Annotated in this window: 10 protein-coding genes; 6 read left to right on the top strand and 4 right to left on the bottom strand. The window is 73.3% G+C overall.

The window, feature by feature from the left end; translation table 11 throughout:
• Positions 1-300: 300 nt before the first annotated feature.
• Positions 301-4,242, bottom strand: coding sequence for a protein kinase domain-containing protein (locus WMF20_RS49180; protein WP_437608954.1), 3,942 nt, complete (start codon positions 4,240-4,242; stop codon positions 301-303).
• Between the two features lie 610 nt (positions 4,243-4,852).
• On the opposite strand from WMF20_RS49180, the gene WMF20_RS49175 reads away from it, so the two are divergent.
• Genes WMF20_RS49175 through hisC form a run of 3 tightly spaced genes read left to right on the top strand, consistent with a single transcriptional unit; the run spans position 4,853 to position 7,935 of the window.
• Entirely contained in the window at positions 4,853-5,965 is a 1,113-nt protein-coding gene (locus WMF20_RS49175; protein ID WP_129580737.1) for an AAA family ATPase, read from the top strand.
• Positions 5,956-6,810, top strand: a complete 855-nt coding sequence (locus WMF20_RS49170) for a hypothetical protein (RefSeq protein WP_437608951.1) — start codon at positions 5,956-5,958, stop codon at positions 6,808-6,810. The genes WMF20_RS49175 and WMF20_RS49170 overlap by 10 nt, the downstream gene beginning before the upstream one ends.
• Positions 6,811-6,852: 42 nt before the next feature.
• On the top strand, positions 6,853-7,935 hold the full coding sequence (hisC, locus tag WMF20_RS49165) for a histidinol-phosphate transaminase (protein ID WP_129580735.1): 1,083 nt from the start codon (positions 6,853-6,855) through the stop codon (positions 7,933-7,935).
• Between the two features lie 48 nt (positions 7,936-7,983).
• Here hisC and WMF20_RS49160 read toward each other — a convergent pair whose 3' ends face one another.
• Both WMF20_RS49160 and WMF20_RS49155 read right to left on the bottom strand, forming a co-directional pair.
• A complete protein-coding gene (locus WMF20_RS49160; protein ID WP_437608949.1) occupies positions 7,984-8,742 on the bottom strand; it encodes a hypothetical protein in 759 nt (252 codons plus the stop codon).
• Between the two features lie 308 nt (positions 8,743-9,050).
• On the bottom strand, positions 9,051-10,244 hold the full coding sequence (locus WMF20_RS49155) for a cytochrome P450 (protein WP_437608947.1): 1,194 nt from the start codon (positions 10,242-10,244) through the stop codon (positions 9,051-9,053).
• 42 nt (positions 10,245-10,286) lie between these two features.
• Between WMF20_RS49155 and WMF20_RS49150 the strand changes: the two genes are divergently transcribed.
• From WMF20_RS49150 to WMF20_RS49140, 3 genes are all read left to right on the top strand, one after another.
• Complete coding sequence (locus WMF20_RS49150) at positions 10,287-11,081, top strand: helix-turn-helix domain-containing protein (protein WP_437608945.1); 795 nt, start codon at positions 10,287-10,289, stop codon at positions 11,079-11,081.
• A 50-nt stretch (positions 11,082-11,131) separates the two neighbouring features.
• Entirely contained in the window at positions 11,132-12,304 is a 1,173-nt protein-coding gene (locus WMF20_RS49145) for an aminotransferase class V-fold PLP-dependent enzyme (protein WP_437608943.1), read from the top strand.
• Positions 12,305-12,373: 69 nt separating this feature from the next.
• Positions 12,374-13,015, top strand: a complete 642-nt coding sequence (locus WMF20_RS49140) for a hypothetical protein (RefSeq protein WP_437608941.1) — start codon at positions 12,374-12,376, stop codon at positions 13,013-13,015.
• Between the two features lie 72 nt (positions 13,016-13,087).
• On the opposite strand, the gene WMF20_RS49135 is transcribed toward WMF20_RS49140, so the two are convergent.
• Positions 13,088-14,326 (bottom strand): phosphatase domain-containing protein, encoded by a 1,239-nt coding sequence (locus WMF20_RS49135; protein WP_437608939.1) that lies wholly within the window; start codon positions 14,324-14,326, stop codon positions 13,088-13,090.
• Between the last annotated feature and the right edge of the window lie 96 nt (positions 14,327-14,422).

Here is a 14,422-nt window from a genome sequence, read left to right as displayed (position 1 = left end):
CCGAAAGAGTGCTGAATACATATCCGCTGTCGGACGATTCTTTCGGAGCTCCGACAAACAGTCAAGCTGCCCCGGCCGCCGCGCCGCGCTCGTTTCGTGCGCGCCCGCGGACGGTAACCGAAGTGTCGTCGATGGACTTCGGATCACGGCTGTTCCAGCGCCGGCGAAAGGACGCGCCCGCCACGGCCGGCGCTTCGTCCAACGCTGCGCGGCCGGCGAGCGCCGCGGGGCCGTACGAGCGGGCTCGTCGCGCGTTGACGCGGCACGCGGCGCGCGGCGCCCGGCCCGCGACTCGGCGCCTCATTGCAGGGTGGGCTCCGCCTCTTGCTGCCAGAGCGCCGCCAGCGCGAACGTCTTGGCGTTCTCCGGCACCGCCTGGCAGAAGCTCTGCCGCCGCGCCGGGTCGCGGATCCACTGCGCCCGCGCGACGAGCCGCTGCATCGCCACCGCGATCGCCTCGCGCGCCGCGTCGTGGTGGCCCGAGGCCCGGAGCGCCTCGGCGTACACGAGCCGGATCTGCGCCTCGCCCTCCTCGGTCCCGCCGACCGACACGAGCAGCCCGAGCCCGCGCCGCGCCGCCTCGAGCGCCTCGTGGGCGCGGCCCTGCTCGAGCAGCACCCGCGCGCGCACCGCGAGCGCCAGCGCCTGGAGCGTCGGCACGTGCGCCAGCATCGCCACGGCCGCGCCCGCCTCGTTGTCCGCCGGCCCGAGGCTGCCGAGCCGGGTCAGGATCGCCGCCAGGTAGGCGCGCGACCGCGCCTCCTGCCGCCGGTTCGCCTGCGCCGCGAACGCCTCCACCGCCTCGGCCGTGACCGCGCGCGCCGCGCCGAGGTCGCCCTGCTGGATCCAGAGCAGCCCCAGGTTCTGCTTCGCGAACGCCGCCACGTTGTAGAGCCCGAGCCGCTCCGCCTCGGCGAGCGCGTCGCGCAGCTCCGCCTCGGCGCGGCCGTACGCCCCGAGCTGCACGAGGCAGTGCGCCGCGTTCACCCGGCTCAGGCACGCGTTCCTGATGTCGCCCGTCTGGAGGTACGCCGGGATGCTCTGCTCGGTCCACTCCAGCGACGCCGCCGGGTCGCCGTAGCAGAGCGCCTGCGACGCGCGGAGCGCGTGGAGGCGCGCCGCCACCGCCGCGTCGCGCTCGGCGAGCGGCATCGCCACCCGCGCGAGCTCCTGCACGATCTCCTCGGCGGCGGCGTACTGGCCGCCGTGCAGGAGCGACCCGGCGATGCGCGCCAGCGCGCTCACCGAGGCGCCGGTCGCCTCGTCGAGCAGCTCCGGCGGCCCGCCGCGCTCGCCGCTCGGCCGCCCGCCCCGGAGCTCGTCGACGAGGTCCGCGAGCCTCTCGCCCATGCCGAGGCGCACGCGCATCGACGCCGCCTCGGCGGCCGCCGCGTACCAGAGCGCGCTCTTCCTGGGGAAGCCGTTCATCGCCATGACGGCGCACCGCTCGGCCTCGGCGGCCTCGCCGAGCCACTTGTGCGCCTCGGCCTGGACGAGGCGCAGCGCCGCGAAGAGCTCCCCGTCCACGTCGGCGCTCGCGGCGCCCTGCTCGGCGCGCTGGATGGCGGCGCGGAAGTCGTTCGCCCCGAGCGCCTGCTCCGCCGCCCGCCGGAACCAGATGACCGCCCGCTCGGCGTCGCCGCCGCGCTCGAAGTGGTCGGCGAGGAGCGCCGCGTCGCGCTCGCCCGCGGCCTCCAGCCACTCGCCGGCGAGCAGGTGGCCGAGCGCGCGGTCCGCGTCGGTCAGCGTCGCGTAGGCCGCCTCGCGCACGAGCGCGTGCCGGAACGCGTACTCGTCGTGGCCCCGGAACTTCCCCTCGCCGCGGCGCGCGATGAGCTCGCGATCGACGAGCACCGCGAGCCACCCGTCGACCTGCGGGGCCCGGCGCTCGCCGCCGAGCAGCGCCATCAGCCCCCCGCGCCAGAACTTCTGGCCGAAGACGCTCGCCGCCCGGAGGACGCGCCGCGCCTCGCCGTCGAGCGACTCCAGGCGGGCCTGCACCATGGACAGCACGGTCTCGGGCAGCGCCTCGGTGCGCCCCGAGGCGGCGGCGCGGATGAGCTCTTCCAGGTAGAACGCGTTGCCCCCGGCGCGCTCGCACAGCCGCGCGCAGAGGTCGGGCGTCACCGCGTCGCCGAGCACCTCGCGCACGAGCCGCTCGCTCCCCCGGCGCCCGATCTCGCGCAGCCGGATCTCCTGCACGCCGCGCGACACCCACACCTTCGGGAAGACGGCCTCGACCTCGGGCCGCGCGAGCGCGAGCACCATGAGCGGCTGGTCCCGGAGCGCGAGCGCCGCGTCGATGAGCTTGACCGTGGGCACGTCGCCCCACTGGAGGTCCTCCAGCACGAGGAGCACCGGCTCGTCGCGGCACTCGGCGAGCACGAAGTCCTCCCAGGCGCGGCGGATCTGGTCGCCCATGAGCATCGGGTCGCTGCGCGCCGCGCGCAGCTCGACCCGGCCCTCGTCGGAGAAGTGGATCCGCGCCACCTCGCCGAGGAACTCGGTCACGCGGGCGAGGTCGCCGCCCGAGAGGGTGCGGCCCACGCGGGCGCGGAGGCGCTGCTCGCGGACCTCCTGCGGCTCGCCGCCGGACAGCCCGGCCTCGCGGCGGAGCATCTGGCGCAGCATCCCGAACGGCGAGCCGGCGCTCATCGGGTCGGCGTGGCCGAGCCAGACCTGCACGCGCTGCGCGCGCTCCTCGACGCGGCGCAAGAACTCGTAGCGCAGCCGGCTCTTGCCGAGGCCTGCGGGCGCGGTGATGAGCACGGCGCGCGCGGTCGGCTCGGAGAGGCACTCGTCGAGCACGGCGTCGAGGATGGCGAGCTCGTGGTCGCGCCCCACGAACGGCGTGGTCCGGCCGAGGAGGGTGCGCGCCGCCTCGACGAGGTCGCGCTCGGCGCGGAGCACGAGGCCGGTCGCGTCGCCGCCGACGTCGAAGCGGGCGTCGAGCAGGCCGGCCATCACCTCGTCGAGGCGGACGGAGCCGCCGTCGGCGCGGTCGAGCAGGCGCACGGCGCGGTCGATGGTCGGGCCCATCGGGAGGCGGTCGTCGGCGGAGCCGCGGCCCGCGACGAGGGCCATCTGCACGCCGGGCAGGAGGTCGCGCACCTCGAGGGCGCACCGCGCCGCGCGCGCCGCCTGGTCGGTGATGAGGCCGCGCCCCTCGAGGGTGATGAGCAGGAGCCCGTCCGCGAGCGTCTGGAGGGCCCCGCCGAAGCGGGTGGCCACGCGCTTCACCTCGTCCTCCGAGACGGTGCGCGCGAGGGGCATGGTCATCGGGAGGGTCATCGGCATGGTGGGCCCTTGCCAGGCCGGCGCTTCCGGCTGGCCCACCCGGGCGAGCATCAGGCAGACGGTCCGCCGCTCGCCGGTGGTGAGCGCGCTCGCGCGCCGGCTCACGGGCGCCGGGGGGGTGCTCTTGATCTCGCCGACGCGGAGCAGCTCGAGGGCGACGGCGGCGCCGTTCGCGGGCCGCTGGGCCGGGTCCTTGGCGAGCATGTGCGCGACGGCGGCGTCGATGCTCTCGGGGATGTCGGCGCGGAGGTCGCGGAGGCGGGGCGCCTCGTCGAGCACGACGCGGAGGAGGGCGGTGTGGATGTCGTCGCCGACGAACGGCGGGCGACCGGTGAGGCAGTGGAACAGGACGCAGCCGAGGGCGAACACGTCGGCCGGGGTCCCGACGGCGCGCTCGCCGCGCGCCTGCTCGGGCGCCATGTAGAACGGCGTGCCCATGACGACGCCGGTCATGGTGAGGGGCGCGAGCGACGTGAGGCGCGCGATGCCGAAGTCGAGGAGCTTGACCTGCTCGGCCGACTTGTCGACGAGGTAGAGGTTGCTCGGCTTGAGGTCGCGGTGGACGACGTTGTTGCGGTGGGCCTCGGCGAGCGCCTCGGCGACGCGGAGGCCGAGGGTGACGCTCTCGGCGACGGTGAGCCCGCGGCGGCGGAGCCGGTCGGCGAGGCTCTCGCCCTCGAGCCACTCCAGGGCGAGCCACGGCTCGCCGCTCTCGGTGGCGCCCTGGGCGATGTACCGGACGATGCCCGGGTGTCTGAGCTCGGCGAGGACCTGCGCCTCGCGGGCGAAGCGCTCGCTGTGCTCGAGGCCACGGCCGGACATGACCTTGAGGGCGGCGGTCTCGCCGGTGTGCCGGTCGAGGGCGCGGTAGACGGAGCCCATCCCGCCCGACCCGGCGAGGCGCTCGATCAGGAAGCGGTCGGCGACGATGTCCCCGGGTTTCATCGGGACGGCGAGTATCACACGGAGGGCGGACCGAGAGGCGAGATCCCGGCGTCCGGGCGCCCGGCGAGGGCGCCGGCGGCCTTGGCGCGCGGGAGCGGAGGGCGGTGGAGGCGTGGGGAGGTGGGAGGAGCGCCGAGGAGCACCGCCGGGCTGCGGCGGGGTGACCGATCTACGCCCGCGGTTTACGGCTGGGCCTGCGAAGTGACACTACGTGTGCCCCGCCGTTTACAGCCGGGCCTGCGAAGTGACACTACGTGTGCCCCGCCGTTTACAGCCGGGCCTGCGAAATGACGCTACATGTGCCCCGCCGTTTACAGCCGGGCCTGCGACGTCACACGGCGCGCGTTCCGTCGTCTCCAGCGCCTCCTGGCGGACCCCGCATCGCTCCTCGACGGCGTCATCGCCACGGTGTCGCGAGCAGCCCGGCCGCTCGGCGCGGAGCGTCGCGCCCTTCGACCGAGGTCGCGCCGGTGTCGCGGCCCTCGTCGAGGGAGCCCGAGCGGCGCCGCGGCAGCGCGCTGCCCGTGTGCAAAGCCCTGCGCTGGTAGGCCGCTCCGATCGCGCGTGGTAAGACGTCACGCCGTCGGTTCCCCGTGACGAGGTTCTCTCCATGAAGATCAGCCGAGCGACGATCGAGAACTTCAAGAAATTCGCTCCTCCCGGCGTCGAGCTGGACTTCAAGAACAAGGCGACCGGGGATGTGGCAGATCGTTACTTGATCCTTGGCGACAACGCGTCAGGGAAGACGACCATCCTGCAAGCCATCGCCCTCACGCTGTCGCTGGCGCAGCGGAAGATCCCCGATATACGCCATTTCGGCTGGACCGGGTGGGCACCAGAGCGGTACTTCGTGCACGGAGATCCGGTCGTCGAGCTGACGGTCGAGTTCGAGGACGACGAGATCGCCGCGACACAGGAAGCCGCGAGGCGCTGGTGGGACCTCGTGAGCCCCACCAGCCATGAGTCGTTCAGGGAGCCCGGCGACAGTCGGGTCGTGACGCTGCGTCTCGAGGGAGCACGGGTGAGGACGACCGGCTCCGCGCGCGAGCTCTATCAGTTTCGAGGGCGCTCCTACGTCGCGGCCTCGCTCCGGAACGACGCCAAGCTCCGCGCGCTTTTCTCTCGGCTACCAGGGGTGTTCTGGTACGACCAGTTCCGCAACATCGCGCTGTCCGGCGCGCGCGAGCCGCCGGAGCGCGACGCGTCCGAGCCTGCTCCGCCGAACGAAATGGGAGTCCGGTTCGAGACCGCCGTCGAGCGGCTCGATAGGATTCTCAAGATCTGGCATCGAAACCGCGAGCAGCGCGGGCCACACCCGGAGCGCGACTACCTCGGCGAGCTGGAAGCTCTCTATCGAACGGCGTTCCCGGGTCGCAGCTTCGCTGGGCTCGAGACGCTGTTCGACGGACCCACGCCGGCGGACGATCGCTTCGTGCTGAAGGACGGGGGCCGCACGTACACGCTGAGCGAGATGTCGGCGGGCGAGCAATCCGTCTTTCCGGTCCTGTTCGAGTTCGTGAGGCAGCAGATCCACCGATCGGTGGTGCTCATCGACGAGATCGACCTGAACCTGCACCCGCCGCTCGCGCAGACGGTGCTCGGCCTGTTACCCCGCCTCGGGGAAGACAATCAGTTCCTGTTCACGACGCACGCGCGCGCGGTCTCGACGCTCGTCAGCCCTCACACCATCCACCGGCTCCCGGAGGGACGGCCGTGCCTGTGAGCGTGCTGCTGTGCGAGGGAGAAGACAACGGTCCCGACGTCAGGCTCCTCCACGCGATCCTCCGCGGCACCGGCGTTCAGGTCGAGCCCTCGGGCGGCAAGGACGCCTTCGCGGGCTTGATCCGCGGCCGGCGCCGCCAGAACCCTGGCGTCTGCGGGCTCATCGATGGTGACTTCCCCAGGGACCCCGGCGCCTGGATGAAGGCCACCGACCCCGGCCCTCGTCGGTGGACCCTGCGCCACGGCGAGAAGCAGCTCGTGCTCGGATGGATGTGGCGGCGCAAAGAGGTGGAGAATTACCTGCTCGACCCCGACGTCCTGGCGCGCGCCCTCCGGTGGGACGCAGCGGCGAAGAGCCGTTACGTGGCGCAGATCGAGCGCGTCTTCGATGCGCTCGGTCACGTCACCGCGGCGCGCATCGCGTTGACCTGCTGTGCGCCGCGGCGGAACCGGATCGAGACCCAGGTGCGCCTCGACGCTACCAAGCAGGAGCTCGCGCAGGAGCTTCAAGACAAAGCCGACGCGTACACCGAGGGCGCTCGGCTCGACAAGGACAAGCTGCTCCAGGCCTTCGAACGCCACGTGCCAGATTGCCTGAGCGGCGGGCGCTTCCGTCAGCACGCGCTCGAGGTGTTCGCCGGGAAAAACATCCTCGCGAAGATCCAGCACACACCGGGATTCCACCCGATACTCAAGAGGCAATCCGAGCTCGAGGAGCGGATCCTCAACGCGCTGGAGCACGACGCGGAGCCCCATTCGTGGCTCCCCGAGTGGGCGGCGCTCCGGTCGGCCGTGGAGGCGTGGATGCCCGCGCCTGAAACCGAGGCGACGAGCGCGGGCGCTTGATCTGGCCGCTCACGCCTCGGAGGTGTGATACGGTGCGCACCCATGTCAGCGCTTGTTCTGCCTACCGTCGAGATGCTCGCACCGTACGAGGCGGGGAAGCCGATCGAGGAGCTCGCGCGCGAGCTCGGCGTGACCGACGCCGTGAAGCTCGCCTCGAACGAGAACCCGCTCGGCCCGAGCCCCCGCGCCCTCGAGGCGGCGCGCCGGGAAATCGCGAACATCAACTTCTACCCGGACGCGGCGGCCTACCGGCTCCGCGAACGGCTCGCGGCGGTCCACGGCGTCGCCATGGAAGAGATCGTCCAGGGCAACGGCTCGAACGAGCTGCTCGACCTCATGGTGCACACCTTCGCGACGCCGGGATCGCACATCGTCTTCGGCGACCCGGCCTTCGTCGTCTACAAGCTCGCCGCGCTCGCGTACGGCGTCCCGTTCACGGCCGTGCCGCTGCGGGACCTGCGCCACGACCTCGAGGCGATGGCCGCCGCCGTCACCCCGAAGACGCGCCTCCTCTTCGTCGCGAACCCGAACAACCCGACCGGCACGCACGTCAGCCGCGGCGCGGTCGAGCGCCTGCTCAAGGAGGTGCCGCCCGAGGTCGTCATCGTCATGGATGAGGCGTACATCGAGTACACCGACGCGCCGGACTTCCCGGACTCCATGCGCCTCCGCCACCTCCGCGAGCGGCTCCTCGTGGTGCGCACCTTCTCGAAGATCTACGGCCTCGCCGGCCTCCGCGTCGGCTACGCCGTCGGCCCGGCCCAGCTCATCGACTACATGAATCGGACGCGCGCGCCGTTCAACGTGGGCGCGATCGCGCAGGCGGCCGCCCTCGCGGCGCTCGAGGACGCCGAGCACGTCGAGAAGAGCCGCGCGCTGAACCTCCGCGAGCGCGACCGGCTCACGCGCGAGCTCGCCCGGCTCGGGCTGTCGGTGGCGCCCAGCCAGGCGAACTTCGTGCTGGTCGACGTGGGGCGGCCAGCGCGCCCCGTCTACGACGCCCTGCTCCGCAAGGGCGTCATCGTGCGGCCGTTCGGCAACCTGCCGACCAGCCTGCGCGTCACCATCGGCACCGAGCGCGAGAACCAGCGCTTCCTCGACAGCCTGGCGGACGCGCTGAAGTGACGCCCCCCGGGCCCGCCGGGCGCCCTGAGGCCCCGGCGCGGCGCTCGCCTACCAGCGCTTCGACGCCGGCCCCGCGTAGCGCGCCGCCGCGCGCACCATGCCGCCGAGGCTCAGCGGCACGAGCGTGACGAGCCCGCGCCCCTCCGCCGGGCCGGGGTGCGCCGACACGAAGCAACGGACCGACGGGTTCTCGTAGAGGTGCAGAAAGCCGCAGTCGTCCGCGGGCTCGTCCGCCCGCCCGGCCTCGAAGACGAACGGGCCGCCGTGCTCGCTCGACTCGAGATCGAACGAGCCGGCGAGCCCCGACATGAGCGCGTCGGCGCCCGCCACCGGGCTCGTGTGCGTGATGTCGACGAACCGCGCGAACAGCGCGTAGCTCGACGGATGCGCCAGCGAGCACAGGCAAACCATGGGTCGGCCCGGGTGGGCGAGCATGTACCGGATCAGCCGCTCCAGGACGAGGCGCAGGACGATATCGCCGACGAGGCGCAGGGCGCCGTCGCCGCCGGAGCGCCCGCCGAGCGCGCCGGACTCCCCGCGGAAGATCGCGATGGTCGCGCCGGAAGACGCCCGCTCGAGGATCTCCATCGCGAAATAGCCGACGAGCTGGCCGCCCGCGCCCCGGTGGAGCACGACCGCGCCGTGCTCCGCGCCGGCCTCGACGACGTGGCTGGCGAAGCTCCGCTTCCGCCGCGAGCCCTCGAAGATCCGGCGGCGGAGGGCATAGAGCTCGTCGACGAGGATCTGCTTTTCGTCCGGCGTCATCTCGCGCGGAACAACGACCTTGATGGAGGTCTGCTCGTTCATGGACTCCTCGATGCCTGCCCGTCCTGTCGGCCGCCTCGGCGGCGGGACGGCGGTTCGCCGGGGCGCCGTGAGCGACGAAAGCGGCGCCAGGGGCCGCGCCTCGCCGTCGCCGACGAGCGCGCCGGCATCAGCGTCGGGGATGTTCAGCAACGGCGGTGCCAGGGGTGGAGAGCTGGTGAGCGACCCGCGATCGCGCCGTCGACGGCGCATCGGCCGCTCCGGCCGGATCGCGCGGCGGCGCGGGTGCGGCCGGCAGGCATCAGACCGGCGGACCTCAGGAGAGCCGGACGCTCCGCGCGCAGGCGCGCTTACGTCCCGGACCGGGAGAGGCGCGGCCCCGGCGCGAAGCGGATCGGCAGGCGGGTCGGGCCGAGCACGTGGATCGCCCGGCGCGGCTCCCACGGCGCGTCGCTCGCGAGCCGGAGGTCCGCGAGCCGCGTCACCAGATCCGACAGCGCGATCCTGGCCTCCAGGCGCGAGAGCGGCGCCCCGAGGCAGAAGTGGAGCCCGTGCCCGAACGCGACGTGCGGGTTTGGATCGCGCGCGATGTCGAAGCGGTGGGGGTCGCGAAAGTGCCGCGGATCCCGGTTCGCCGAGCCGATCATCACCAGCACCGGCTTGCCGGCCGGGATCACCTGGCCGTGCATCGGGACGTCGCGCCTCGTCACGCGGAACATCGCCTGGACCGGCGAGCGGTGGCGCAGGACCTCCTCGATCGCGGCCGGCAGGAGCTCGGGCTCGGCCCGGACGCGGGCGAGCGCGGCCCTGTCCTCGAGGAGGCACAGGACGGCGTTGCCGATCAGGTTGGTGGTCGTCTCGTGGCCGGCCACGAGGAGGAGCTGGAAGAAGCCCAGGATCTCGTCCTCGCCGAGCCGCTCGCCGTCGACCTCGGCGTCGACGAGCCGGGTCAGGAGATCGTCCCTCGGCGCCTCCCGCCGCTCCGCGATGAGGCCCCTCAGGTAGGCCTGCATCTCGGCGCTCACCGCGGTGAACGCGGCGATCGCGCGGGCCCCCTCCTCGGTGCCCGAGACCGTATGGCTGAGGTCGAGGATCACGTCGCTCCAGCGCTTGAACCGCGGCTGGTCCTCGACCGGCGCGCCGAGCATCTCGGAGATGACGAGCAGGGGGAGAGGGACCGTGTAGTCCTCGACGAGATCCATCTCGCCGCGCTCGATCGCCCGGTCCAGGAGCCCGCGCGACAGCTCGCGGACGCGCGGCTCGAGCGCCGCCACGGCCCGCGGGGTGAAGGCGCGCTGGAGGAGGGCGCGCAGCTTCGTGTGGCGCGGCGGGTCCATGAAGATCAGCCACTCGGAGGTCCTGTTGCCCGGCGGCGACACGACGGAGCTGAACGCTTCATGGTCGTGGAGCGCCCGCTTCACCCCGTCGTAGTCGAAGATCATCCACATATCCGAGGGGGGATAGTGGAGCACGGGAGAGCCGCTCCGGAGCTGGTCGTACAGGGGATAAGGGTTTCGGCGCATCTCGTCCGAGAACAGGTTCATCGCTCACGACCTCCGTCGCGCGCCAGGGTAGGATTCCGGGGCGTGGGCCGCTTGAACGAATCCCGGATCGGCGCCGTGATCGCGGAGTCGTTCGCGGTGCGCGCCTCGACGGCGATGGCGTCGACCCTCCACGCCGAGCACGGCGCGGCGGTCCTGGTCGGGCTGGAGAGCGACGTCACGGTGACCGCGCCCGAGCCGGGCGGCGCCGTCGTGCGCGGGCGCGTGGTCGTGGTGCCCCCGGACCTCTGGCACGCCGCCTCGAGCCCCGGGCCCACGATCGGGCTCCTGTACGACCCCGAGGCGATGCCGCACGTGGCGGGCTACACGCGCCAGCGCGGCGGGGCCCGCCCGCTCGAGGGCCGCCTCCTCGCGCGCCTCGGCGGGGCCGTGGCGGCGCACCGCGCGTCGCTGTCGCGCCCCGACGTCCTCGACGGCCTCGCCCGGGAGATCGCGGCCTGGCTCGCGGACGAGCCGCCGCGGCGCGGCCCCGACGGGCGCGTCGCCCGCGTCCTCGAGGCGCTGCGCGATCCGGCGGGGGACCGGCGGCGCGCGGTCGCGCACGCCGGGATCTCCGAGGCGCACCTGCAGGCGCTGTTCGTGCGCGACGTGGGGGTGCCGATCCGCACCTTCCAGCTCTGGCGCCGGCTCCTCGTCGCGCTGGCGGCGTTCGCCCGCCTCGACGCGACGGGCGCCGCCCACGCCGCGGGGTTCGCCGACCTCGCGCACTTCTCGCGGACCTGCCGCCGCATGCTCGGCTACTCCCCGACCGAGCTGCGCACCGGGCTCTTGGAGTCGCCGGCGCCGGCGGCGGCCGCGGACGGCGGCCTCCGCGATTGACGTGGTGCTGGCCTGCCGGCAGCGTGTCGGCCTGGCGAGGAGATGACGTCATGACGATGGATATCGCCGCGCTGCGCCGCGACACCCCGGCCTGCGCCAGCGTCCTGCACTTCAACAACGCGGGGTCGTCGCTGCCCCCGGCCGCGGTGGTCGACACGGTGATCGAGCACCTGCGGCGCGAGGCGGCCATCGGCGGCTACGAGGCCGAGGCGGAGGCGGGCGAGCGGCTCGAGGCGGTCTACGGGTCGATCGGGCGGCTCATCGGCGCGGCGCCGGACGAGATCGCGCTGGTCGAGAACGCGACGCGCGCCTGGGACATGGCGTTCTACTCGCTCCGCTTCGGCCCGGGCGATCGCATCCTGACCGCGCGGGCCGAGTACGCCTCGAACTACATCGCGTTCTTGCAGGTCGCGCGGCGCACCGGCGCGGAGATCGTCCCGATCCCGAGCGACGAGCGCGGCGCGGTCTCGCTGCCCGCGCTCGATCGCCTGCTCGACGAGCGGGTGAAGCTGATCGCGATCACCCACGTCCCCACGAACGGCGGGCTGGTCAACCCGGCGGAGGCGATCGGCCGCCGGGCCAGGTCGGCCGGGGTGCCGTTCCTGCTCGACGCCTGCCAGTCGGTGGGGCAGCTGCCGATCGACGTCGAGGCGATCGGCTGCGATTTCCTGTCGGCGACGGGGCGCAAGTACCTGCGCGGGCCGCGCGGCACCGGCTTTCTCTACGTGCGGCGCGCGCTGCTCGACCGGCTGGAGCCGCCTTTCCTGGACCTCCACGCGGCCCGCTGGACCGCGCCGGGCCGCTACGAGCTGCGGCCGGATGCCCGGCGGTTCGAGAACTGGGAGAGCTACGTCGCCGGGCGGCTCGGGCTCGGCGCGGCGGCCGAGTACGCGCTCCGGCTGGGCCTGCCGGCGATCCGCGACCGGGTCTGCGCGCTGGCCGAGCGCCTGCGCGCGCGGCTGGCCGAGCTCCCCGGGGTCGCCGTGCGCGACCTCGGGGAGCAGCGCTGCGGCATCGTGACCTTCACCCGGGACGGCGAGGACGCCGCGGCCGTGAAGGCGCGGCTCGGCGCGCAGGCGATCCACGTCAGCGTGTCGACCGCCGCGGGGGCGCTGCTCGACTTCGAGGCGCGCGGGATTCCCGATCTGGTGCGCGCCTCGGTCCATTATTACAACGACGAATCCGAGATCGACCGCTTCGTCGCCGCGGTCGCCGCGGCTTGAAGGGGGAGGCGCGGCGTCTGCTTGTTGCTCGGCGTGCTCGGCGCGCGCGGCCCCGGCTAGCATCGCGCGATGCGGAATTCTCTGAATGGGCTCTGGAGGATGCTGTGCGTGGGCGCGCTGGGCCTGCTCGCAGCGTGCGGCGATGTGAATGAGGAGCCTGTGGGCTCGGGCGGCGCCGGCTCGGACGGCGCCGGCTCGGGCGGCGCCGGCTCGGGCAGCACAGGCAGCCTGGACGCCCGGCAGGCGTGCATGAATTTCTGCAACGCGCACAACGCGAGCGGCTGCGAACCTCCGGAGTCGGACTGCGACGACTTCTGCGACGACCAGATCGAGCACGCCGGCGCCGCGTGCGAGAACAGGGCCGCCGTGCTCTTCGTGTGCGCCCTCCTCCACGTATCCACGTGTCCGCGCGATGCGCCCCCCTCGTGCCAGGCCGAGGTGGTCGCGCTGGACAAGTGCATGGATACGCTCGGATGCTCGGGCCGTCCGCTGTGCTCCGGCGGAGGCGGCGAGGAGGGCCAGCCGTGCTCGTGCGAGGCCATGTGCGTGGGCATGCGGCACGAGACGCGGTGCGAGACGCCCGCCGGCGGCACGACGACGTGCGTGTGCCTCGTGGACGGCGTCGAGGTCGGGACGTGTGAAGCAGCCCTCCCCGACCTGTGCGGGGTGAAGGAGAGCTGCTGTCAGGACGAGTATTTCAAGATCCCTTGATCGTTCACCCCGGGGAGGGCAGCTTCACGGTCTCCCCTCGCCGCCTCGAGCTCGAATCCCTCGGAGCGCGGCTCACGGGCGCGTCGCTATGCGCCGCGACGGCGGCAGGAGCTCGTTGAGCCGCGCGAGGTCGCGCATCATCTCGAGTCGGCGCGGCTCGCGGCCCTCGTGCGACGGGAACGGGATCGCGGCGAACGCCTCGAGCGCGGCCTCGGCCACGCGCGCCGCGCCCTCGGGGCCGAGGAGGGCGCGCTCGAGCGCCACGGCGGCCGCGCCGATGTACGTGTCGAACAGGTGCACCCCGGAGACCGCGAGCTCCTGCCGCGCGCGCTCGGGCGTCGCGACGACGTCGTGGATGAAGATCGCGTGGACCGACTCCGGCGCGAGCTCGAGCATCCGCTGACCGAAATGGATGTCGCCCTGCCCGCTGTCGCCGACGAAGACGAAGCCGTACTCCGGGTACAGCCGCCGGTACTCCAGGAAGTTCTCGAGCTTCTTCTCCGCGATCGCGCGATTGCCGATGAGGCGCGTGAACGAGCCCGCGAGCACGGTCGCGGCGAGCTGGCCGCGCGCGGCGAGCGCCCTCAGCGTCGCGTCCTCGACGAGGCCGAGGCGGTCGCCGGGGCGGGCCGTGACGAAGGTCAGGTCGCCGGCCCGCCCGGGCTCCGGGCCCGGCCCGCGGTCGAGCTCGGCGTAGAGCTGGAGGACGCCGGGATAGATGGTCTTCTTCGGATACCGCGCGTCCTTCCAGTTCGCATAGAAGGTGTCGTCGATGTCGGAGAGGATCTTCACCTCGCCCGTCGGGACGGCCTCGGCCGCGATGTGCGCGAGGAGCTCCTCGCGCAGGTCGCCGTCGTCGATGTCGTGATAAAAAAGCTGGTGGAGGTCGCGATAGCGGCCCCGGCCGTCGAGCGCGTTCTTGAGCCGCGTGACGTCGGCGCCGCGCGTGCCGAGCCAGAGGCGGCGCAGCGCCTGCTCGTCGCGGCGGCCCGTGCGGCCGCGCTGCAGCGCCGAGGCGAGCGCGGCGCGCGCCGGGACGCCGAGGTCGCCGAGGCGCTCGGCGGTCAAGAGCTCGAGCAGCGCGGTGCGGTTGTCGGGGCCGAGGAGGCGATCGTCGAGGTCGCCGAGCAGCGCGGGCATATCGAGCAGGACGAGCAGCTCGTCGAGCTCGGCGGCGGTCGCTCCGGCGAGGATTTCCAGGATCCGCCGCTCGTCCTGCCGGTCGGTGTGCGAGGCCATGCGCTGGCGGATCTCGTCGAGCCTCGGCAGCACCGACGGGATGGGCGCGTCGGGGGTGGCGTCGATCGTCATGGCGCCCCTGCAAGATAACGGATCTGCCGGCGCCCTGTCCGACCCCCCTGTGCCCAGCTTCCGGCCTCCGGAGGACGCGGTATCCTTCGCCGCCGG

The organism is Sorangium sp. So ce834 (assembly GCF_051521425.1).
In the GTDB taxonomy this organism is placed as follows: domain Bacteria; phylum Myxococcota_A; class Polyangia; order Polyangiales; family Polyangiaceae; genus Sorangium; species Sorangium cellulosum_D.
Note: the sequence above shows the minus strand (reverse complement) of the source record. Positions and strands in the feature narration are given on the sequence as shown.